The organism is Enterobacter cloacae complex sp. P24RS (genome assembly GCF_014982165.1).
Classification (GTDB): Bacteria; Pseudomonadota; Gammaproteobacteria; order Enterobacterales; family Enterobacteriaceae; genus Enterobacter; species Enterobacter quasihormaechei.
In genome coordinates, this window is sequence record NZ_JADCKU010000006.1 from 230,668 (window position 1) to 252,714 (window position 22,047).

Here is a 22,047-nt window from a genome sequence, read left to right on the forward strand (position 1 = left end):
TTACAGCATCACGCGGTCTTACGCCGTATAATGAAGCGCTTACAGAGAGGCCATGATTAACTGCATGAAATACCACGATCTACGCGACTTCCTGGCGCTGCTGGAAAAGCAGGGCGAACTCAAACGCATTACGCTTCCTGTTGATCCGTATCTGGAAATGACAGAGATCGCTGACCGTACCCTGCGCGCGGGCGGCCCGGCGTTGCTGTTTGAAAACCCAAAAGGCTACGCCATGCCGGTACTGTGCAACCTGTTTGGCACACCTCGCCGCGTGGCGATGGGCATGGGGCAGGAAGATGTCACGGCGCTGCGTGAAGTGGGCAAACTGCTGGCCTTTCTGAAAGAGCCGGAGCCGCCAAAAGGGTTCCGCGACCTGTTCGACAAGCTGCCGCAGTTTAAGCAGGTGCTGAACATGCCAACTAAGCGCCTGCGCGGTGCGCCGTGCCAGCAAAAAGTGCTGGAAGGCGATGCGGTTGATCTGACCAAAATTCCGATCATGCAGTGCTGGCCTGAAGATGCCGCACCGCTGATCACCTGGGGCCTCACCGTGACGCGCGGGCCGCATAAAGAGCGTCAAAACCTCGGCATTTATCGTCAGCAGCTGATTGGCAAGAACAAGCTCATCATGCGCTGGTTGTCCCACCGCGGCGGCGCGCTGGATTTCCAGGAGTGGTGCGCGGCCCGTCCGGGCGAACGCTTCCCGGTATCCGTCGCGCTGGGTGCCGATCCGGCAACGATTCTGGGCGCAGTGACGCCCGTTCCGGATACGCTGTCTGAATATGCCTTTGCCGGGCTGCTGCGCGGCACCAAAACCGAAGTGGTGAAGTGCATCTCCAATGACCTGGAAGTGCCCGCCAGCGCGGAGATCGTGCTGGAAGGTTACATTGAACAGGGCGAGCTGGCACCCGAAGGGCCGTACGGCGACCACACCGGCTATTACAACGAAGTGGATAACTTCCCGGTATTCACCGTCACGCACATTACCCAGCGTGAAGATGCCATTTATCACTCCACCTACACCGGCCGTCCACCCGACGAACCGGCGGTGCTGGGAGTGGCGCTGAACGAAGTATTCGTGCCGATCCTGCAAAAGCAGTTCCCGGAAATAGTGGATTTCTATCTGCCGCCGGAAGGGTGTTCGTATCGTCTGGCGGTAGTGACGATGAAGAAGCAGTATGCCGGTCACGCTAAGCGCGTGATGATGGGCGTATGGTCTTTCCTGCGCCAGTTTATGTATACCAAGTTTGTGATTGTCTGCGATGATGACGTCAATGCCCGCGACTGGAATGACGTGATCTGGGCCATCACCACGCGTATGGATCCGGCGCGTGACACAGTGTTAGTGGAAAACACGCCGATTGATTATCTGGACTTTGCCTCGCCGGTTTCCGGCCTTGGCTCAAAAATGGGACTGGATGCCACGAACAAATGGCCTGGCGAAACCGACCGTGAATGGGGTCGCCCGATCGTAAAAGATCCTGCCGTGACCGCGCGAATTGACGCGATCTGGGACGAGCTGGCCATAATGAGTAACGGTAAGGCAGAATAAGACCGTTTAGCCCTATAGACTTCCCGACAGAGAGAGCGAATGACAACCTTAAGCTGTAAAGTGACGTCGGTAGATGCTATTACCGACACCGTATATCGCGTCCGTTTGGTTCCTGAAGCGGCATTTTCATTCCGTGCCGGTCAGTACCTGATGGTCGTGATGGACGAGCGTGATAAGCGTCCTTTCTCTATGGCCTCAACGCCAGCAGAGCAGGAATTTATTGAGCTGCATATTGGTGCGTCTGAGCTTAACCTGTACGCGATGGCCGTGATGGACCGCATCCTGAAAGAGCGTGAAATCGTGGTCGATATTCCTCACGGTGAGGCCTGGCTGCGTGAAGACGAAGACCGTCCGCTGATCCTGATTGCCGGCGGTACGGGCTTCTCCTATGTCCGCTCTATTCTGTTAACGGCGCTGGCGCGTAATCCAAATCGCGATATCACCATCTACTGGGGCGGCCGTGAAGAGAAGCATCTTTACGATCTGTCTGAGCTGGAAGCGCTGAGCGTCAATCATCCAAACCTGCGCATCGAGCCGGTTGTCGAGCAGCCGGAAGAGGGCTGGCGCGGGCGTAGCGGTACGGTGCTGACCGCGGTATTGCAGGATCACGGGACGCTGGCGGGGCACGATATCTACATCGCCGGTCGCTTCGAAATGGCGAAAATTGCCCGCGACCTGTTCTGCAACGAGCGTGACGCGCGGGAAGATCGTCTGTTCGGCGATGCGTTTGCGTTTATCTGATTGAGAGACCCGCTTCGGCGGGTTTTTTTCACGCTGACAATCGCGCTGGTGAAAATTTAACCTTGAAACGGGCGGTGCATTGCCGTTATTCTTGTTCCCGTTAACTTTCGCCCTCAGGAGCGCCCACCAAAAATGAACAAACACGACTGATGAATTTCGATCCTTGCTAAACGCACCGCGTCGGCAGGGGATGTTTTGATTTCATTCAGGAGTGCTTATGGCTCATTTTGCGCAGTCCCCCTCTTTTATTTTGCATCAGGTCACCTGTCAGTTTGCGACGGGCGATATCCTTTTTGGTCCTCTGTCTCTTTCTCTTGATGCGTCAGCGTGCGCGCTGGTTGGCCGCAACGGCAGCGGCAAAACGCGCCTGCTGCGGCTGCTGGCAGGTATTGATGAGCCCGCCAGCGGTCACATTGAGCGCTTTGCTACACACGCCTGTGTGGCGCAGCAGCAGGATATTTCTGCTAATACCACGCTTGCCGAACTGCTTGGCTACGACGCGATCTTTGCGGCGCGCACGCGCATCGACAGCGGTCATTATAAACCCGACGATCTGGACACGCTCGACGGCCACTGGGATCTGGCTGAACGGCTGAGCCAGGCTTTTATCGCGGCCTCGCTTCCACCTTTTGACCCGAATAAACCCGCAGCAGAGCTGAGCGGTGGCGAGCGCATTCGTGCCTTGCTGTGCGATGCATTCACCGCAGATGCTAATTACCTGTTGCTGGACGAACCGACCAACCACCTCGACAGGCAAGGCCGCATGTGGTTCTACGAGCAGCTTGCCCGGTATCAGGGCGGGGTGCTGGTGGCCTCTCACGATCGGGAATTGCTGGCGCAGGTGCCGCGTATACTTGAACTGAGTGCTTCGGGCTTGCGCAGCTACGGCGGGAATTATGCTGACTATCGAACCCAGCGTGATGCCGAGCAGCAGGCCGCCCGCGCCGCGCTGGAGCATGCTGCCACCGAGCGCAAACGTACCCGAGCCCGCATGCATAAAGAGCATGACGACAGCCAGCGGCGTTCAACCAAAACGCTTCGTAAGGTCGACAGTCTTAACATTGCCTCGTTTGAACGGGTCAAATACAAAGCAGCGGCGAAAGAGCGTATTGGTTCCTGGAAAAAACAGCATAGCGATCAAAATCATGCCCTGAACGCTGCGGTTAACCAGGCACGCGAGCGGGTTGAAGAGGATAACGCGGTGATGTTTACCCTGCCGGGCAGTCAAATTCCGGAAGGGAAACAGGTGCTGGTGCTGGAAGAACTGGTGCTTCCGCACGTGCCTGTCCTCCCGATCGGCTGGCGAATGGATGGCCCGATGCGTGTGGCGCTACGCGGGCCGAACGGCTGTGGAAAATCCACGCTGTTGAAAGTGATCCTGGGCGAAACCGCCCCTGTTGCGGGAACCTGTAAGGTCTCCGTCAGGCACGCCTGTCTCGATCAGCATCTTTCCCGGCTGGATCTGTCTCAGTCGGTAATGACGCACCTCAGCCTTAGCAATACGCCGCTCGAAGAGGGGGCGCTGCGTACCCGTTTAGCGCAGCTTCAGCTGGGCGCGGAGAAAGTGACGCTGCCTCTGGCCGCGCTAAGCGGCGGCGAGCGCCTGAAGGCCGCGCTGGCCTGCGCGCTGTGGCGTGAAGAGGCGGCGCAGCTGTTGCTGCTGGATGAACCGACCAATCACCTCGATCTGGCCTCCGTGCAGGCCATTGAAGCGGCCCTGGCCGATTTCCCCGGCGCGCTGCTGGTAGTGTCCCATGATGAAGCGTTTTTGGCAGGATTAAAGCTGACGCATGAGCTGGTGTGGGAAAAGTCGGGATGGCGATGTGAAAGGCTGTAAACACAAGCCCCCGCAAGGGCGGGGGCAAACAAACTTAATCAGGCTAACTGCTTGCGAAGGTCAGGGTTTGCCTGGATCAGGCGCATCAGCTTTAGCTCGGCTGGGGTAGGTTTTTCACGTTTTGACTCCCACTCCAGCACCATCGCTACGCTGACACCCATCGCTCTTGCGAATTCATCTGTTTTCAGGCCCGACCCTTTACGTAAACGCTCAAATTCACTAAAAGGATTGGACTTTTGATTCAGGGTAATCGTCGGCGGTACATCTTTAAAAATAATCTGTTCCAGGCTGCTCAGCAGCTCAAACTCAGGATCTTTTAATTCCATTGAGAACTCCTCATAAATCACACATCGGGATCATGAACATCAGAGAGCATGTTAAGAATAGTCCCTAAACCAAACACAGGATCGTCACGGCTGTGATTAATTGTGCGATCACGATCGCTTTACCCGTTTCAGCTATATGGATAGTTATGCTAATTACCTGATTAGTCATATGTAGGAATGAACAGGTATTTTTTTGTAAATAGTCAGTACAAAAACGGGAATACCCGTTTTGCATGAAAACTCTATCTTGCAAGGCTGACCTGGACTATCCTTGTCAGCGTTGGGCACGCGTGTGCCGGTGTGCGCTTTTTTGGGTGAAAGGAGTAATAAAATGGCGACAGGAAAGTCCTGCTCTCGCTGGTTTGCGCCTATTGCGGCGTTGTTGATGGTTGTTAGCCTGAGTGGGTGTTTCGATAAAGAAGGCGATCAGCGCAAAGCGTTTATCGATTTTCTACAGAATACAGTGATGCGTAGCGGCGAGCGTTTACCAACGCTGACTGCGGATCAGAAAAAACAGTTTGGTCCATTCGTGTCGGATTACGCCATTCTGTATGGCTATTCACAGCAGGTAAGCCAGGCGATGGATTCCGGTATCCGCCCGGTAGTGGATAGCGTGAACGCCATCCGCGTTCCGCAGGATTATGTGACCCAGCGTGAACCGCTGCGCCAGTCCAATGGCGCGCTCGGGGTGCTGAGTCAGCAGCTGCAAAATGCCAAAATGCAGGCTGATGCCTCGCGTTCCGCGTTGAAGCAGGGCGAAGATCTGAAGCCGGTTTATGACCAGGTGTATGAGAGAGTGGTGACTAAACCGTCAAACGCCTTGCAGCCGTTGATCCCAGCAGCGCAGGTCTTTACTCAGCAGCTGGTTCAGGTGGGTGACTTTATCAGTGAGCAGGGTACGCAGGTGAGCTTCGTCTCTAACGGTATTCAGTTCCCGACCTCCCAGCAGGCGAGCCAGTACAATACGCTGATCGGGCCGCTCGCGTCCCAGCACCAGGCCTTTAGCCAGGCGTGGAGCGCAGCGGTCGCTGCAACGGAATAAGAAAAAAACCCCGCTTCTGGCGGGGTTTTTTTATGCTTAATGAAAATAACGCTTGTCATTCATCTACCACATCGGTATAACTATGTTCGTCGGTTTGTTACACAGACCTAAAGCAGTTTAGTAAAGCAGTCCAGATTGTTATCCATAGATACCCTTCGTAGTGACCCTTCCTTCATCGCTTAAAAATCTGTAACGCAATCCATCAAGCCGGAAGGCACAATATATTTGTTAATAAGGTAATTTCTATGTCTGCTAAAATGACTGGTCTGGTAAAATGGTTCAACGCTGATAAAGGTTTCGGCTTCATCACTCCTGACGATGGCTCTAAAGACGTGTTCGTACACTTCTCTGCTATCCAGAACGATGGCTACAAATCTCTGGATGAAGGTCAGAAAGTTTCCTTCACCATCGAAAGCGGCGCTAAAGGCCCAGCAGCTGGTAACGTTGTAAGCCTGTAAGCTTCCAACCCAGTAGCACAAAATTCAAAAACCCGCCTTCTGGCGGGTTTTTTCGTTCCTACTGTTGTATCTGTGGGTTAACGCAGTTCTTATCCACTTTACCGCTGAGCGCGGCAATCAGGTTTTCCACTGCGGTCGCCGCCATGTTGTAGCGTGTTTCGTGTGTCGCAGAGCCGATGTGGGGCAGGGCGACGACGTTGGGCATGGTCAGCAGCGGTGAATCCACCGGCAGCGGCTCCTGTTCAAACACGTCCAGCCCGGCGGCGTGGATCTCACCGTTTTGCAGTGCCTCAATCAGCGCCTTTTCATCTACCACCGGGCCGCGACCCGCGTTGATGAAAATGGCCGATTTCTTCATCTTTTCAAACGCCGCTTTGCCGATGAGATGACGCGTTTCATCCGTCAGCGGCAGGATCAGACAGACAAAGTCGGCTTCCTGCAACAGCGTATCAAGCTCGCAGTAGCGGGCGTTGAAACGTTCTTCAGCTTCAACGTGATGACGGCGTGCGTTATACAGAATGGGCATGCTGAAGCCGAAATGGGCGCGCTGTGCCAGCGCCAGGCCGATACGCCCCATCCCCACAATCCCCAGCGTTTTGCCATGTACGTCCACGCCGAACCAGTCCGGGCCAATGCTTTTCGTCCATTCGCCCGCTTTCACGCGCTCGGCCACCTCCACCACGCGACGGGCGGTGCTGAGCACCAGCGCCATCAGCGTGTCGGCGACGGTTTCCGTCAGGGCATGAGGCGTGTGCATCAGCAGAACGTTGCGCGCGTTAAGCGCATCCACGTCGAAATTATCGTATCCCACAGAAACGGTTGAGGTGGCACGAAGTTTCGGCATTTTCTCCAGCAGCGCTGCATCCACCTTTTCGCTTGAACCCAGCAGGCCTTCGGCGCTGGCAAACGCGTCGGCGTGCTGTGCCACGGTTTCCGGGCTGAGGTTCTTCACCCGGGTAACAGTAAAGTGTTCCTCCAGGCGTTTTTGCAGATCTTCAGGCAGTGCTTTGTACAAAATGACGGACGGCTTCATGCTAATCTCCGTTGATTTTAAAAGGATTCAGGCGTGGCGTGCGCCGACGGGTAGCTGTTGATTATTAGCAGGCTTAACGATCAGAGTAAGCCATACCGAGGCAAAAAGCGCCACCCCCATAAAGATGTAAGAGGCCGACGGGCTGCCGGTTGCGCCGTTCAGATAGCCAACAAACCACGAGCCGAAGAATGAACCCAGCGCGCCCATACTGTTGATCAAGGCCATCGCGCCCCCTGCGACGTTACGCGGCAGCATTTCCGGAATGATGGCAAAGAACGGACCATACGGGGCATACATGGCTGCACCCGCAATCACCAGCAGGGTATACGAGGCCCAGAAGTGGTTCGCGCCCACGGCCCAGGAGCCAATGAAGGCAAAAGCAGCGATCAGCAGCAGCGGCCAGACGAACAGCTTACGGTTTTGCAGCTTGTCCGATGCCCAGGAGACGATAATCATTGCGATGGTCGCAGCCAGGTAAGGCACCGATGACAGCCAGCCCACTTCCACCATGCCAAGGTTTTCACCGCCGCTACGGATAATCGACGGCAGCCACAGCACAAAGCCGTACACGCCAATACTCCAGGTAAAATACTGCGCGCACAGCAGGATCACGTTGCGGGAGCGGAAGGCTTCACCGTAGTTACGCACCGCTTTCAGCCCCTGCTGCTCTTTATCCAGCTGTGCCTGAAGTGCAGCCTTTTCGTCCTCTGAAAGCCATTTCGCCTGGGCTGGCTTATCTTTCACCAGCACCCACCAGCAGAAGGCCCAGATGATTGCGGGAACCCCTTCGATGATGAACATCTCGCGCCAGCCGAAGGACTGGATCAGGTAGCCGGACACCACCGACATCCATAGCACCGTGACCGGGTTACCGAGTATCAGGAAAGTATTGGCACGTGAACGCTCAGATTTTGTGAACCAGTTGCTGATGTAAATCAGCATTGCCGGCATCACTGCCGCTTCCACCACGCCGAGAATAAAGCGAATGGCAGCCAGTGCAGGAATGTTATTCACCACGCCGGTGAGGGAGGCGCAGGCACCCCATAAGATCAGGCAGATGAAAATGAGCTTTCGCACGCTGCGGCGTTCAGCGTAAATCGCGCCGGGGATCTGAAAGAAGAAATAGCCCAAGAAGAAGAGGGCACCCAGCAGGGATGAAACCCCTTTGGTGATCCCGAGGTCTTCGTTGATCCCGGCGGCGGATGCAAAACTGAAGTTGGCACGATCAAGGTACGCCAGGCTGTACGTGATAAACACGATGGGCATGATGTACCACCAGCGTTTGACTGCATTGGTCGAACTGTTCATAGGCTTGCCTCTGTTGTTGAGGTTGTTACCGCCGTTGTCTGTAGGGTACACGGTGGCTTAATTATCTGGTGCGGATTGCTGCCCTCACCCTGGCCCTCTCCCACGGGGAGAGGGAATTCAGACGCCGAGCTCTGCTCGTGTCGGTAATCCTTCGCTATCGCCTTGCACCTGGATCGCCAGCGAACCAATTTTGTTGCCCCGCGCCACGGCCTGCGACAGCGGTTCGCCTTCCAGCAGGGCGCTAATGACCCCGACGGCAAACCCATCGCCCGCGCCCACGGTATCGACCACGTTGTCGACTTTTACCGCTGCGACAGCGCCTTGCTCACCGTTGGCGGTTTTAAACCACGCGCCGTCGGCACCGGTTTTCAGCACTACAGCTTTTACCCCTCGGTTGAGGTAAAAATCCGCAATGCCTTCCGGCGTGGTCTCGCCAGTGAGGATCATTCCCTCTTTTACGCCCGGCAGTACCCAGTCCGCCTGAAACGCCAGTCGGTTGAGTTTCTCAACCATCTCCGCTTCGCTTTTCCACAGCACCGGACGAAGGTTCGGATCAAAGGAGATCGTTTTGCCCTGCGCTTTCATCGCCGACGCAGCGTGATCCAGTAAATCGTACGAACTGGCCGAAAGCGCCGCCGCCACGCCGCTCAGGTGTAGATGGCGCGCGGAGGAGAAATAAGGGGCATGATAATCCTCTACGGAGAGATGGCTTGCTGCTGAGCCTTTGCGGAAATACTCAACGGTGGGATCGGTTCCATTTTCAACTTTCGATTTCAGCTGAAAGCCCGTCGGGAAGCGTCCGTCGAGCGTGACGCCTGCGGCATCAATGCCCTCTTTTTTCAGCGAGTCGAGAACGAAATGGCCAAAGCTGTCATTGCCCACGCGGCTCACCCAGCCGACATTCAGCCCCAGCCGCGCAAGGCCGGTAGCGACATTCAGCTCGGCGCCTGCCACGCGTTTGATAAAGTGTTCCACCGCGCTCAGCTCGCCCGTTTCGGTGGCGACAAACATCGCCATGGCCTCGCCGATGGTGATAACGTCCAGCGTCTTGTGCATGGTTTACTCCTCGCGCAGCAGGTTGACGTAATGGCGGGTGACGGCGGTGAGATCCGTCCCTTCGAGCGGAAATTCGATACCGCGCGGCGCGTCGGCAGGCAGTTGATTAAGCAGATCCTGCCAGCGAGAATCGGTTTGATCCGGCGCGACGGCGCGGAACTGCGCCTTATGCGGGACCGCGGCTTTCACGTGAATATAGCTCACGGCGGGTGCCAGCTGACGCGCAGCCTCTTCCGGGGAGTCGCCGACCCACAGCCAGTTGCCCATATCGAACGTCAGCGTTACCGGCAGCGCCATCACCCGACAGGCGGCTTTGAAGCGCTGCATCGGGGCGAGCTGCCCGCAGTCGGTCTGGTCGTTTTCCACCACCAGCGTCATGCCGCTTTCATCCAGCAATGTCCGCAGATCTTCAAGGTGGTGTTTGTCGCTGAAATGACCCAGCGAGACCTTGAGCCATAGCGCGTTCAGGATGCTGGCTTCGCGGAGGTAGCGGGGGAGATCCGGGTTGAGCGTGCCGTCGGGCATAAACAGAGGGGCCGGGGCGGAGTAGCATGCCAGTAAACCCAGCAGCTCAATGGACTCGCCGAGCGCAGGCAGCGCCATTAACTCGTCGCTGCTGAAGAGTTCGCGGCGGATTTCAACGCCATCAGCCCCTGCGCCAGCAATAACGGGAAGCATCGCCCGTTGCCCGCCTGCCTGTCGCACCCGATCCGCGCCATACGCGGCGGTGACCACCATTATTTTCCTGCTCATTTCCTGACTCCAACGCGTAATCGATAGTATTACGCTAGATGGAACCGGTTCCAAAGAAAAGAATGGGATGTTGAATTTATGATCGCTGTCACGAAGGGGAAATTAGCGAGCGGTAGAGCCGCGAACGATCAGCTCGCCGGAAAAAACCTGCTCGCGTACGGCATCGCGGGTGCCTTCAATACGGCGAACCACTTGCTCAACCGCGGCATAGCCGATTTGCCAGGTGGGTTGTTTGAGGGTGGTAATGCCCACGCCTGCAAGTTCTGCCCACTCCAGTTCATCAAAGCCGAGTAAGCCGATGTCGCTGCCCCAGTGCAGGCCGATGCGTTGAAGCGAGCGGGCAACCTGTAGCGTGAGCGCCCCGTTCGCGGAGATCACCGCCTTACGCATTCCCCGATGTCGGGTATGGAACTGGCGCAGGGTGTTATCCAGCAGCCCGGCTTCGTGCAGAGGAATTTCGGCATTTTCGGCGATCGCGCCGGGATATCGCGCCAGCGTAGCGCGAAATGCAGCCAGGCGGTCGCGACGGGTGTTAACCATGCCAAGCGGTTCGCTCAGGAACAGAATGGCTTCGAAACCCTGTTCGATAAGGTGCTCGGTGGCGGTGGTGGCGGCCTGGGTGTTATCCAGCCCGACCACATCGCAGGCAAATTCCGGGATTTTGCGGTCAATAAGCACCATCGGGAGAGACGATTGTTGCAGGCGATTTAGCCCCTCTTCGCGCATCCCGACGGCATTGACCACGATCCCTTCCACCTGGTAGCTGCGCAGCAGATCAAGGTAATGCAGCTCCTGATCAACTTCGTTATTGGTGTTACAGACCAGAGGGGTAAAGCCTTTTTCCCGGCACGCCGCTTCGATGCCGCTGAGTACGTTAACGGAGTAGGGGTTTGTGATATCGGCGATGATAAGCCCAATCAGGCGGGTGCGACCACGCTTGAGACCGCGCGCCATCAGGCTGGGACGGTAGTCGAGATCGGCAATGGCCTGTTCGATCCGCGCCAGCAGCGCATCGGAAAGCAGGTGTTTCTCGCCGTTGAGGTAGCGCGAAATGCTGGTTTTACCGGTTTTGGCGGCTTTCGCCACGTCACTGATGGTGGCCCGGGCTGGTTTGCTCATCGCTGATTTCCCTGAATTTAGTGAGAATACCTTAGCGGGAAAATCAACGATGGCAAGTGGTTCATGCCGGGGTGTGCGGTCTGTTGCCCTCACCCCGGCCCTCTCCCTCGGGGATTACTGAATCGGGCTCAACGTAATCTCTACGCGACGGTTTTGCGCTTTACCTTCCGCCGTGCTGTTGCTGGCGATAGGGTTGGCAGGGCCCATGCCGCTGGTGCGGATGCGGTTTGCTTCAACGCCCTGGGCGATCAGCGAGCTGGCCACGGAATCGGCACGCTGCTGAGACAGACGCATGTTCAGATCCTGGCTGCCGGTACTGTCGGTGTAGCCAATCACGTTCACGGCAGTTTTACTGTACTCTTTCAGCACCGCGGCCACACCGGTGAGGGTGTTCGCGCCCGCGGGTTTCAGCGTCGCGCTGCTGCTGTCAAAGGTCACGTTGTTTGGCATGTTCAGGATGATATTGTCACCGCTGCGGGTCACGCTCACGCCCGTACCTTTCATTTTGTCACGCAGCTTCGCTTCCTGCACATCCATGTAATACCCTACGCCACCGCCCAGGGCTGCGCCTGCCGCTGCGCCAATCAGCGCGCCTTTGCCGCGATCTTTCTTGGAGGAGGACAGTGCGCCAACGCCAGCGCCGACAAGGGAACCAATACCCGCGCCAATACCGGATTTACCCGCTTCGCGTTCGCCGGTATAAGGGTTGGTTGTGCAGCCTGAAACAGCCAGTGCGCCGCTTACCAGAGCGGCAATTACGAGTACGCGTTTTTTCATCTTATTTCCTTAATCCTTTTTATTCTTTGCCACGACGGACGTGGCAGTGGATTATGACGTCCGAATACTGAGAAAATTCAGTGTATAACTCTGAAATTTGTCACAAACGATAAACTGCCTCAACGAAAGGCCGTCATACCTGCACGCAACCAGGAGCGCACGCTTTGAGCACCTCAACAAAAACCATTCTGACCGCCGCCCACTGGGGGCCGATGCTGGTCGAAACCGATGGCGACACAGTGCTGTCGTCTCGCGGGGCTTTGCCTTCGCGCCATCTCAACTCTTTACAGACCGTCGTTCGCGATCAGGTACACAGCAAAACCCGCGTACGCTGGCCGATGGTGCGTAAAGGCTTTCTGGCGTCACCGGATAAACCGCAGGGTGTGCGCGGGCAGGATGAGTTCGTTCGCGTGAGCTGGGACGATGCGCTGGCGCTGATCCATACGCAGCATAAACGCATCCGCGACAGCTATGGCCCGTCGTCCATTTTTGCCGGCTCCTATGGCTGGCGCTCGAACGGCGTGCTGCATAAGGCCGCAACCCTGCTGCAACGCTACATGAGCCTGGCCGGGGGCTACACCGGCCATCTGGGTGATTACTCGACCGGCGCAGCGCAGGCGATCATGCCTTACGTCGTGGGCGGCAATGAGGTTTATCAGCAGCAGACCAGCTGGCCGCTGGTGCTGGAGCATACCGACGTGGTGGTGCTGTGGAGCTCCAACCCGCTCAACACCCTGAAGATTGCCTGGAATGCGTCCGACGAGCAGGGCGTTTCCTACTTCGACGCGCTGCGCAAAAGCGGCAAGCGCATCATCTGTATCGATCCGATGCGTTCTGAAACCCTGGATTTCTTCGGCGACAGCGCCGAGTGGATCGCGCCCCATATGGGCACCGACGTGGCGATGATGCTGGGTATTGCCCATACCCTTGTAGAGAATGGCTGGCACGATACGGAATTTCTCACGCGCTGCACCACGGGCTTCGATAGATTTGCCGACTACCTGACGGGCCAAACCGACGGTGTCGCCAAAACCGCAGAGTGGGCCGCTGCGGTTTGCGGCGTTGATGCCGTTAAAATCCGCGAACTGGCGGCGTTATTCCATAGCAACGTCACGATGCTGATGTCCGGCTGGGGAATGCAGCGCCAGCAGTTTGGCGAGCAAAAACACTGGATGCTGGTGACGCTCGCCGCGATGCTTGGGCAGATTGGCACGCCCGGTGGCGGTTTTGGGCTTTCCTATCACTTTGCCAACGGCGGTAACCCAACGCGTAAAGCGGCGGTGCTGGCGTCCATGCAGGGCTCAGTGCAGGGTGGCGTGGACGCGGTGGATAAAATTCCCGTGGCGCGCATTGTTGAGGCTCTGGAGAACCCGGGCGGGTTTTATCAGCACAACGGCCAGGATCGCCATTTCCCGGATATTAAGTTTGTCTGGTGGGCGGGCGGGGCCAACTTCACCCATCACCAGGATACCAACCGCCTGATCCGCGCCTGGCAGAAGCCAGAGCTGGTGGTGATCTCGGAGTGCTTCTGGACCGCGTCAGCGAAACATGCCGACATCGTGTTGCCCGCCACGACCTCGTTCGAGCGTAACGATCTCACCATGACCGGGGATTACAGCAACCAGCACATGGTGCCGATGAAGCGCGTCGTGGCCCCCCGGGATGAAGCGCGTGATGATTTTGACGTCTTTGCTGACCTGAGTGAATTATGGGAAGCGGGCGGGCGCGAGCGTTTCACCGAGGGCAAAACGGATCTGCAATGGCTCGAAACGTTTTACCAGATAGCCAGCCAGCGCGGGGCGGCGCAGGGCGTGACGCTGCCGCCATTTGCTGAATTCTGGGAGGCGAATCAACTCTTCGAAATGCCGGAAAGCGAGCAGAACGCGCGATTTGTGCGCTTTGCTGACTTCCGTCGCGACCCGGAAAATCACCCGCTTAAGACCGAGAGCGGGAAGATTGTGATCTACAGCGAACGCATCGCCAGCTTTGGCTACGCGGACTGTCCGCCGCATCCGGCATGGCTGGAGCCGGACGAATGGCATGGCAATGCGCAGCCGGGGCAGCTTCAGCTGCTGTCTGCCCATCCTGCCCATCGCCTGCACAGCCAGCTTAACTATTCGGCTCTGCGCGAGCAGTATGCGGTGGCTGGACGCGAGCCGATCGCGCTGAATAGCGATGACGCAAAGGCGCGGGGAATTAACGACGGCGATCTCGTGCGCGTCTGGAACGCGCGCGGGCAGGTGCTGGCTGGCGCCGTGGTAAGCGACGGGATCCGCCCTGGCGTGTTCTGCATTCATCAGGGCGCATGGCCCGATCTGGCGCTGGACGAGGGCGGTATTTGTAAGAACGGTGCCGTAAACGTGTTGACCAAAGATCTCCCCAGCTCGAAGCTGGGGAATGGCTGCGCGGGGAATACGGCGCTGGCATGGGTGGAGAAATATGAGGGGCCGGCGCTTACCCTTACGGCGTTTGATCCGCCTGCCAGCTCATGATCCACGTCGGGTGTTGAGTATCATCCTGCCAGGCGCTGTCTTCAATGCGAAAACCCTGAGCATGATAGAAATTCACCGCCCGCACGTTTTTCTGATACACCTCCAGAGTTAAATACGGGTAGTGCTGCTGAACGTGGTTCAGCAGCGCACGCCCGATCCCCCTTCCGATGAACGCCGGGGCGACAAACAACGCCCCCACGAACTGGGACTGCATGACGCTGATAAAGCCGCGCAGCGTGCCGTTCTCCTCCCAGACCCAGGTTTCGGCGGCGGGAAGGTATTCATCCCGCACCAGCGCTTCGTTCGCTTTCCAGTAGCCAGCGTCGATAAACGGATGCGCCTCGGTAGTGCTCTCAAGCCACAGTCTCAGGAGCTGAGCGGTATTCTCACTGTGCCATTTGCGGATCATGGTGGCCCTCCGGGTGGCAGATGCAGCCCGTAATATGGTCATTGACCAGCCCGCAGGCCTGCATAAAGGAGTAACAGATGGTGGTGCCCACAAACTTAAAGCCGCGTTTTTTCAGTGCTTTCGACAGGGCATCCGAGGCGGGGGTCGAGGTTGGGATCTCCGCAAGCGTGGCGGCCCGCGTCACCTTCGGCTCGTTATCCACGAACGACCAGACAAATGCTGAGAAGGGTTCGCCGTTTTGCTCCATCGCCAGATAAGCGCGCGCGTTACCAATAATGGCCTGAATTTTACCGCGATGGCGGATGATACCGGGGTCCAGAACCAGCCTTTCCACGTCGTCTTCGGTCATGGCGGCCACCGCAGCCGGATCGAACCGGTGGAAGGCATTGCGGTAGTTCTCACGCTTTTTCAGAACGGTGATCCACGACAGCCCGGCCTGCTGGCCTTCAAGGCAAATCATTTCAAACAGTTTTTTACCGTCGGTTTCCGGTACGCCCCATTCCTTGTCGTGATAATCGATATAAAGCTGATCCTGGCTTACCCAGCCGCAACGTTGCATAGGTCATCTCCCTTCCTGATACGGTAAACGCAAAAATTTCAATCTGCCCGGCTTGACGTGTCTGCTAAAGAGACAATAGTTAATACAGGGCTATACGCCCTAATACCTCTTCGAACAATGACATATATCGCCGAACTCGGCTCTTTCTGGAGTCGCTTTGATGATGATAAAAAAAATCAGTGGTCGCCATGCTGCTTCTGGCCTGGTGGGTGTCTCAGCCTGCCTGCTTATAGGTAACACCGCTTTTGCGTGGCAACAGGAATATATCGTTTCAGATGCACAAAGTAATACGACAGAACGCTATACATGGGACGCCGATCACCAACCTCGTTATGAAGATATTCTCGCGGAACGTATTAACCATTCGCAGAATGCTGCGGGCTTTGCCCTGAACGACCCCTCCGGTTCGGATGCGGAAACCGTGCTGAGCGTTGGCTGGAATTTTCCCGTGACGGGACATTTCACGACCGGGCCGGTCATGGCGTGGCGCTCTGATGGCACGCCTCCCGCAACGGTGATTGCGTATGGCGATACAACCACCACGCAGACGCTGACCGACCCCCTCTGGCATGCCAGCGTGAACTCGCTGGGGTGGCGTGTGGATACCCAGTACGGTGATATACACCCCTGGGCGAAGATCAGCTACAACCAGCAGTCGGAGGAAGAATATTTATATACCCTGGGCTTAAGCGCCAAATTTTAGGGTTGTTACTTTTTTAAACGCTGCGGTAACATATTTAATACAATAATGGCGCAGGTTGTGGCGATAGTGGTCACTCACCTTTAAGCGTTTTCTTCTCCGGCAAGGTCGTTTATTCCCGCTTCCAGGCATTTCATTCCGTTTCTCCTGCATTTCATGCCGTTTTACCCCTGGTGTTTTGGGGTTTTGTTTATCGTGTCCTCAGCGAATTTCCTTAATTTCTCTTGCAGGACACTGCCATGAACACATCAACCTATAACCGCACGCGCTGGCTGACGCTCTTCGGCACCATCGTTACCCAGTTTGCACTGGGCTCGGTCTATACCTGGAGCCTGTTTAACAGCGCCCTGTCTGATAAGCTCGGCGCGCCGATAAGCCAGGTGGCATTCTCCTTCGGCCTGCTGAGTCTTGGATTAGCGATTTCCTCTTCCGTGGCGGGCAAACTTCAGGAGCGCTTCGGCGTGAAGCGCGTGACCATGGCCTCCGGGATCCTGCTGGGGGTGGGCTTCTTCCTGACGGCACACTCTAACAACCTGATGATGCTGTGGCTGAGCGCCGGGGTGCTGGTGGGGCTGGCGGACGGCGCAGGTTACCTGCTGACGCTGTCGAACTGCGTGAAGTGGTTCCCGGAGCGTAAAGGGCTTATCTCCGCGTTTGCCATTGGTTCATATGGCCTGGGCAGCCTGGGGTTCAAATTCATCGACTCCCATCTGCTGGCCTCGGTGGGGCTTGAGAAAACCTTTATGATCTGGGGCGTGATTGTGCTGGTGATGATCCTCTTCGGCGCCACGCTGATGAAAGATGCCCCGCAGCAGGAAGTGAAAACCGTTAACGGCGTGGTGGAGAATGATTTCACCCTCGCACAGTCCATGCGTAAGCCACAGTACTGGATGCTGGCGGTGATGTTCCTGACGGCCTGCATGAGCGGTCTGTATGTTATTGGCGTGGCGAAAGATATCGCGCAGGGGATGGTAAAACTGGATGCGGCGACGGCGGCGAACGCGGTAACGGTCATCTCCATCGCTAACCTTTCGGGTCGTCTGGTACTGGGTATCCTGTCTGACAAAATCGCCCGCATTCGCGTGATTACGCTGGGGCAGGTGATCTCCCTGGTGGGCATGGCGGCGCTGCTGTTTGCACCGCTGAACGAGGCGACCTTCTTTGCGGCGATTGCCTGCGTCGCCTTTAACTTCGGCGGCACCATTACCGTCTTCCCGTCGCTGGTGAGCGAGTTCTTTGGCCTGAACAACCTGGCGAAAAACTACGGCGTCATTTATCTCGGCTTCGGTATCGGCAGTATCTGCGGGTCGCTGATCGCCTCGCTGTTCGGTGGCTTCTACGTGACCTTCTGCGTGATATTTGCCTTGCTGATTATCTCGCTGGCGCTGTCGACCACGATTCGTCAGCCGCAGCGCGAGGCTTATAAAGAAGCGCATGCATGATTCGATGAAAAGGGGCCTCAGGGCCTCTTTTTTTATCTCAACATCACTTCCGGACTTGTTATTTTGTAAAAATCTTCCTCAATCACACTCTCTGCTGCCACTTTTCTTTCCCGCTGTGGTCTACTTATCGCGCTTGTAGACGTTTCTTATAACGGTTTCGCTCGCATCTACTTACTCTGTCAGCTTTCTCACTGAGATTCGGCGGGTCTTTATACCCCTTCCCCCAGGGTTGTTTGCATGAAATATATTAGGTCTCTTACCCAGCAAAGATTGTGTCTGATGCTGGCTGTCTATATCGGTTTGTTTCTGAATGGCGCGGTACTGTTCAGACGCGTGGAAGGTTATTTCGAACACCTCACCGTAAGAAATGGAATTTTTGCCGTCATTGAAGTGTTTGGCTCTATCCTGGCAACCTTCTTCCTGTTACGCCTGCTCTCGCTTTTTGGCCGACGTACATGGCAAATTCTGGCCTCGCTGGTGGTGATTATCTCTGCCGCCGCAAGCTATTACATGACATTCATGAACGTGGTCATTGGCTACGGTATTGTCGCCTCGGTGATGACCACGGACATCGATCTCTCGAAAGAGGTGGTGGGTCAAGGGTTCATCATGTGGACGATTTTGACCTGCCTGATCCCGCTCTTCTTTATCTGGAGCAATACCTGCCGCTATACCCTGTTACGCCAGCTGCGTACCCGGGGACAGCGCATCCGCAACGTCGCCGTCGTTCTGCTGGCAGGCCTGCTGGTGTGGGCGCCGATTCGCCTGATGGAAAAACAGCAAAAACGCATCGAAAAAGCGACAGGCGTGGATATGCCAAGCTATGGCGGCGTGGTGGCTAACTCGTATCTGCCGTCCAACTGGCTATCCGCGTTAGGTCTTTACGCCTGGGCTCAGGCGGACGAATCCAGCGATGTGAAATCACTGATTAACCCGACCAAAAAGTTCACCTACCAGGCGCCGGCTGACGGGCTGGATGATACTTACGTAGTCTTCGTTATCGGCGAAACGACGCGCTGGGATCATATGGGTATGCTCGGCTATGACCGCGATACCACACCGAAACTGTCGCAGGAGAAGAATCTGGTGGCTTACCGCGGCTATTCCTGCGATACCGCCACGAAGCTCTCGTTGCGCTGTATGTTTGTGCGTGAAGGCGGAGCGAGCGATAACCCGCAGCGTACCCTTAAAGAGCAAAACGTGTTTGCGGTTCTGAAGCAGCTTGGATTTAGCTCCGATCTGTTCGCCATGCAAAGTGAAATGTGGTTCTACACCAACACCATGGCGGATAACATCGCCTATCGTGAGCAGATTGGCGCCGAGCCGCGTAACCGTGGAAAGAACGTTGATGACATGCTGCTGCTCTCCGAGATGGAACAGTCGCTGAAAAACCATCCGCAGGGTAAGCACCTTATCGTTCTGCATACTAAAGGATCACACTACAGCTATTATCAGCGTTATACCCGTGATTTCGCCAAATGGACCCCTGAGTGCGTCGGCATTAACAAAAACTGTAGCAAGCAGGAGCTGATTAATGCCTATGATAACTCGATTCTGTATGTGGATACCTTCCTCAGCCGGGTGATCGACCAGCTTCGCGATAAGAAAGCGATTGTGATTTATGCGGCCGATCACGGCGAATCCATCAACGAGAAAGAGCATTTGCACGGCACGCCGCGCAAGCTGGCGCCGCCTGAGCAGTTCCGCGTGCCGATGATAATGTGGATGTCGGATAAGTACCTGGAAAACCCGGACAAAGCCAAAATGTTTGCCCATCTGAAGCAGCAGGCAGAGATCAAGGTTCCGCGTCGTCACGTTGAGCTCTACGACACCATTATGGGCTGTCTCGGCTACACCTCACCGAACGGTGGGATTAACGAAAACAACAACTGGTGTAAACTCCCTGATAACACCACAAAAGCCGCGCAGTAGCTGGTCTGGCGAGAATATCGCCAGTTGAATGGCTTTTTGAAAATAAGGGATTGACGAGGGGCGCACCTCAGCAGTAAGATGCGCTCCGCATTCGGCGAGTAGCGCAGCTTGGTAGCGCAACTGGTTTGGGACCAGTGGGTCGGAGGTTCGAATCCTCTCTCGCCGACCACTTTCTAAAAAGGGCTAACCGCAAGGTTAGCCCTTTTTGCATTAATGCGTTATTCCGCGCAAGTCCTCAAAATACCCCTTAGCCCTGCTTCCCCCTGCCTGCTTGCGGTTTTGTGACATAATCCATTGTATTTTTTTATATATAGTTTGATCTTTTTTCGCGTTGCTTATGGATAACCTCAGCATTTTTCGCTGTGCGTTTTAACGTTCGCGGTATTTAGTGCTCAGATAATCACCATTCCGTAAGAAAATTTACCCAATCTGAATAAAACTTAATCACTGAGTGTTGCGAAATATGAAGTTAATTGTGCTGCATCATGGCGAGTAGCATAAATTTCTCTGCTGAAAACTGGCATTCAGGGTTTTTTTAATCTTTGTTTGCGGTTTCTCACACTCCACGTAAATCCCCGCCACCTCTATTGACGTTTTCACATTCTGTTGACAGATTGTAGGGCACGAGGGGCATTTCAGGGAGGATCTGCGCTGCAACTCAAACGCTCTTCTGAAAGGATTCTCTATCCCTTTTAACGCCTTCGGGCATCACCGACCGGACCGGGTAAAAAATAAATAAAGGTCAGGCGGCGTAACACAACAAAGCAAAACATCACATTGGAGCACAATAATGAGTATTTCCTTGAAGAAGTCAGGGATGCTTAAGCTTGGTCTGAGCCTGGTGGCCATGACCGTTGCAGCAAGCGTACAGGCAAAAACCCTGGTTTACTGTTCTGAGGGCTCTCCGGAAGGCTTTAACCCACAGCTCTTTACCTCTGGTACGACTTACGACGCAAGCTCTGTACCGATCTATAACCGTCTGGTTGAATTTAAAACCGGCACCACGGAAGTCATTCCTGGCCTGGCTGAAAAGTGGGATATCAGCGAAGATGGTAAAACCTATACCTTCCACCTGCGCCAGGGCGTGAAGTGGCAGGACAGCAAAGAATTTAAACCTACGCGCGATCTTAACGCCGACGACGTGGTGTTCTCCTTCGACCGTCAGAAAAATGCCCAGAACCCGTACCATAAGGTCTCTGGCGGCAGCTATGAATACTTCGAAGGGATGGGCCTGCCGGACCTGATCGCTGAAGTGAAGAAAGTGGACGATAAAACCGTTCAGTTCGTGCTGACGCGTCCGGAAGCACCATTCCTGGCTGACCTAGCCATGGACTTCGCCTCTATTCTCTCTAAAGAGTACGCGGACAACATGCTGAAAGCCGGCACCCCGGAAAAAGTGGACCTGAACCCAATCGGTACCGGCCCGTTCCAGCTGCTTCAGTACCAGAAAGATTCGCGTATTCTGTATAAAGCCTTCCCGGGTTACTGGGGCACCAAGCCACAGATCGACCGTCTGGTCTTCTCCATCACGCCTGATGCATCCGTGCGTTATGCAAAATTGCAGAAAAACGAATGTCAGGTGATGCCGTATCCAAACCCGGCTGACATCGCGCGCATGAAGCAGGACAAAAACATCAACCTGATGGAGCAGGCGGGCCTGAACGTGGGTTATCTCTCCTTCAACACCGAGAAGAAACCGTTCGATGACGTGAAAGTGCGTCAGGCGCTGACCTACGCGGTGAACAAAGAAGCGATCATCAAAGCCGTTTACCAGGGCGCGGGCGTTGCAGCCAAGAACCTGATCCCACCAACCATGTGGGGCTATAACGACGACATCAAGGACTACACCTACGATCCTGAGAAAGCGAAAGCGCTGCTGAAAGAAGCGGGCCAGGATAAAGGCTTCACCGTGGAGCTGTGGGCGATGCCGGTACAGCGTCCATACAACCCGAACGCACGCCGTATGGCGGAAATGGTTCAGGCTGACTGGGCGAAGATTGGCGTACAGGCCAAGATTGTGACCTACGAGTGGGGCGAGTACCTGAAGCGCGCCAAAGCGGGTGAGCACCAGGCGGTCATGATGGGCTGGACCGGTGACAACGGGGATCCGGACAACTTCTTCGCCACCCTGTTCAGCTGTGCGGCAGCGAAAGACGGTTCCAACTACTCTCGCTGGTGCTACAAGCCGTTTGAAGACCTGATCCAGCCGGCGCGTGCGACCGACGATCACAACAAACGTATTGAACTGTACAAGCAAGCGCAGGTTGTCATGCACGATCAGGCTCCGGCGCTGATTGTTGCTCACTCCACCGTGTACGAGCCAGTGCGTAAAGAAGTCAAAGGCTACGTGGTTGATCCACTGGGCAAACACCACTTCGAAAACGTGTCTGTTGAATAATTAAAAGCAACGCCAGGCGGCGCTGCGCTTGCACTGGCCTACGGTATGTAGGCCGGGTAAGCGTAGCGCCACCCGGCAGCAGTGCTTTATTCCCTCCCCATCAGGTGAGGGGATAA

19 protein-coding genes and 1 tRNA gene are annotated in these 22,047 nt (G+C 55.8%); 11 read left to right on the forward strand and 9 right to left on the reverse strand.

The window, feature by feature from the left end; translation table 11 throughout:
• The first annotated feature begins 52 nt into the window (after positions 1-52).
• The 3 genes from ubiD to INF58_RS08970 all read left to right on the forward strand — a co-directional run bounded on the left by ubiD (position 53) and on the right by INF58_RS08970 (position 4,127).
• A complete protein-coding gene (ubiD, locus tag INF58_RS08960; protein ID WP_193032457.1) occupies positions 53-1,549 on the forward strand; it encodes a 4-hydroxy-3-polyprenylbenzoate decarboxylase in 1,497 nt (498 codons plus the stop codon).
• Positions 1,550-1,588: 39 nt separating this feature from the next.
• Positions 1,589-2,290 (forward strand): NAD(P)H-flavin reductase, encoded by a 702-nt coding sequence (gene fre, locus INF58_RS08965; RefSeq protein WP_006812340.1) that lies wholly within the window; start codon positions 1,589-1,591, stop codon positions 2,288-2,290.
• Between the two features lie 217 nt (positions 2,291-2,507).
• Positions 2,508-4,127, forward strand: a complete 1,620-nt coding sequence (locus INF58_RS08970; RefSeq protein ID WP_193527533.1) for an ABC-F family ATP-binding cassette domain-containing protein — start codon at positions 2,508-2,510, stop codon at positions 4,125-4,127.
• Between the two features lie 38 nt (positions 4,128-4,165).
• Here INF58_RS08970 and INF58_RS08975 read toward each other — a convergent pair whose 3' ends face one another.
• Entirely contained in the window at positions 4,166-4,453 is a 288-nt protein-coding gene (locus tag INF58_RS08975) for an HTH-type transcriptional regulator (protein WP_063452196.1), read from the reverse strand.
• 331 nt (positions 4,454-4,784) lie between these two features.
• Here INF58_RS08975 and INF58_RS08980 point away from each other — a divergent pair, with 331 nt between their 5' ends.
• Both INF58_RS08980 and cspA read left to right on the forward strand, forming a co-directional pair.
• On the forward strand, positions 4,785-5,495 hold the full coding sequence (locus INF58_RS08980; RefSeq protein WP_193527534.1) for a DUF3053 domain-containing protein: 711 nt from the start codon (positions 4,785-4,787) through the stop codon (positions 5,493-5,495).
• Between the two features lie 245 nt (positions 5,496-5,740).
• Positions 5,741-5,953, forward strand: a complete 213-nt coding sequence (gene cspA, locus INF58_RS08985) for an RNA chaperone/antiterminator CspA (protein ID WP_003860775.1) — start codon at positions 5,741-5,743, stop codon at positions 5,951-5,953.
• 58 nt (positions 5,954-6,011) lie between these two features.
• On the opposite strand, the gene ghrB is transcribed toward cspA, so the two are convergent.
• The 6 genes from ghrB to INF58_RS09015 form a co-directional block, all read right to left on the reverse strand.
• Positions 6,012-6,986: a glyoxylate/hydroxypyruvate reductase GhrB gene (gene ghrB, locus INF58_RS08990; RefSeq protein ID WP_112792041.1), complete on the reverse strand. Its 975-nt coding sequence runs from the start codon at positions 6,984-6,986 to the stop codon at positions 6,012-6,014.
• A 27-nt stretch (positions 6,987-7,013) separates the two neighbouring features.
• Positions 7,014-8,294: an MFS transporter gene (locus INF58_RS08995; protein ID WP_001089079.1), complete on the reverse strand. Its 1,281-nt coding sequence runs from the start codon at positions 8,292-8,294 to the stop codon at positions 7,014-7,016.
• Positions 8,295-8,411: 117 nt separating this feature from the next.
• Positions 8,412-9,350: a sugar kinase gene (locus INF58_RS09000; protein ID WP_193527535.1), complete on the reverse strand. Its 939-nt coding sequence runs from the start codon at positions 9,348-9,350 to the stop codon at positions 8,412-8,414.
• A gap of 3 nt (positions 9,351-9,353) precedes the next feature.
• Positions 9,354-10,103, reverse strand: coding sequence for a sugar phosphate isomerase/epimerase (locus tag INF58_RS09005; protein ID WP_193527536.1), 750 nt, complete (start codon positions 10,101-10,103; stop codon positions 9,354-9,356).
• A 102-nt stretch (positions 10,104-10,205) separates the two neighbouring features.
• On the reverse strand, positions 10,206-11,222 hold the full coding sequence (locus INF58_RS09010) for a LacI family DNA-binding transcriptional regulator (RefSeq protein ID WP_063452202.1): 1,017 nt from the start codon (positions 11,220-11,222) through the stop codon (positions 10,206-10,208).
• 114 nt (positions 11,223-11,336) lie between these two features.
• Positions 11,337-11,999 carry an OmpA family lipoprotein gene (locus INF58_RS09015; RefSeq protein WP_063868886.1) on the reverse strand — a complete coding sequence of 221 codons (663 nt, stop codon included), beginning with the start codon at positions 11,997-11,999 and terminating at the stop codon, positions 11,337-11,339.
• A gap of 164 nt (positions 12,000-12,163) precedes the next feature.
• Between INF58_RS09015 and INF58_RS09020 the strand changes: the two genes are divergently transcribed.
• Positions 12,164-14,491: a molybdopterin guanine dinucleotide-containing S/N-oxide reductase gene (locus INF58_RS09020; RefSeq protein ID WP_193527537.1), complete on the forward strand. Its 2,328-nt coding sequence runs from the start codon at positions 12,164-12,166 to the stop codon at positions 14,489-14,491.
• Here the strand turns inward: INF58_RS09020 and INF58_RS09025 are convergent.
• The gene (locus INF58_RS09025) at positions 14,460-14,900 is read right to left on the reverse strand and encodes an N-acetyltransferase (RefSeq protein ID WP_063868888.1); all 441 of its coding nucleotides are present in this window, start codon (positions 14,898-14,900) and stop codon (positions 14,460-14,462) included. The two genes, INF58_RS09020 and INF58_RS09025, sit on opposite strands and share 32 nt — an antisense overlap.
• Positions 14,878-15,459, reverse strand: coding sequence for a DNA-3-methyladenine glycosylase I (gene tag, locus INF58_RS09030; protein WP_107534441.1), 582 nt, complete (start codon positions 15,457-15,459; stop codon positions 14,878-14,880). Before tag ends, INF58_RS09025 begins: the two co-directional genes overlap by 23 nt.
• A gap of 160 nt (positions 15,460-15,619) precedes the next feature.
• Here tag and INF58_RS09035 point away from each other — a divergent pair, with 160 nt between their 5' ends.
• From INF58_RS09035 to dppA, 5 genes are all read left to right on the forward strand, one after another.
• Positions 15,620-16,162: a lipase gene (locus tag INF58_RS09035; protein ID WP_193032466.1), complete on the forward strand. Its 543-nt coding sequence runs from the start codon at positions 15,620-15,622 to the stop codon at positions 16,160-16,162.
• A gap of 236 nt (positions 16,163-16,398) precedes the next feature.
• Positions 16,399-17,601 carry an MFS transporter gene (locus tag INF58_RS09040; RefSeq protein WP_063452207.1) on the forward strand — a complete coding sequence of 401 codons (1,203 nt, stop codon included), beginning with the start codon at positions 16,399-16,401 and terminating at the stop codon, positions 17,599-17,601.
• Between the two features lie 237 nt (positions 17,602-17,838).
• Complete coding sequence (gene eptB / locus INF58_RS09045) at positions 17,839-19,533, forward strand: kdo(2)-lipid A phosphoethanolamine 7''-transferase (protein ID WP_063868894.1); 1,695 nt, start codon at positions 17,839-17,841, stop codon at positions 19,531-19,533.
• A 92-nt stretch (positions 19,534-19,625) separates the two neighbouring features.
• A tRNA-Pro gene (locus INF58_RS09050) sits at positions 19,626-19,702 on the forward strand.
• Between the two features lie 621 nt (positions 19,703-20,323).
• Positions 20,324-21,931, forward strand: a complete 1,608-nt coding sequence (dppA, locus tag INF58_RS09055) for a dipeptide ABC transporter periplasmic-binding protein DppA (protein WP_063452209.1) — start codon at positions 20,324-20,326, stop codon at positions 21,929-21,931.
• Positions 21,932-22,047: the final 116 nt, after the last annotated feature.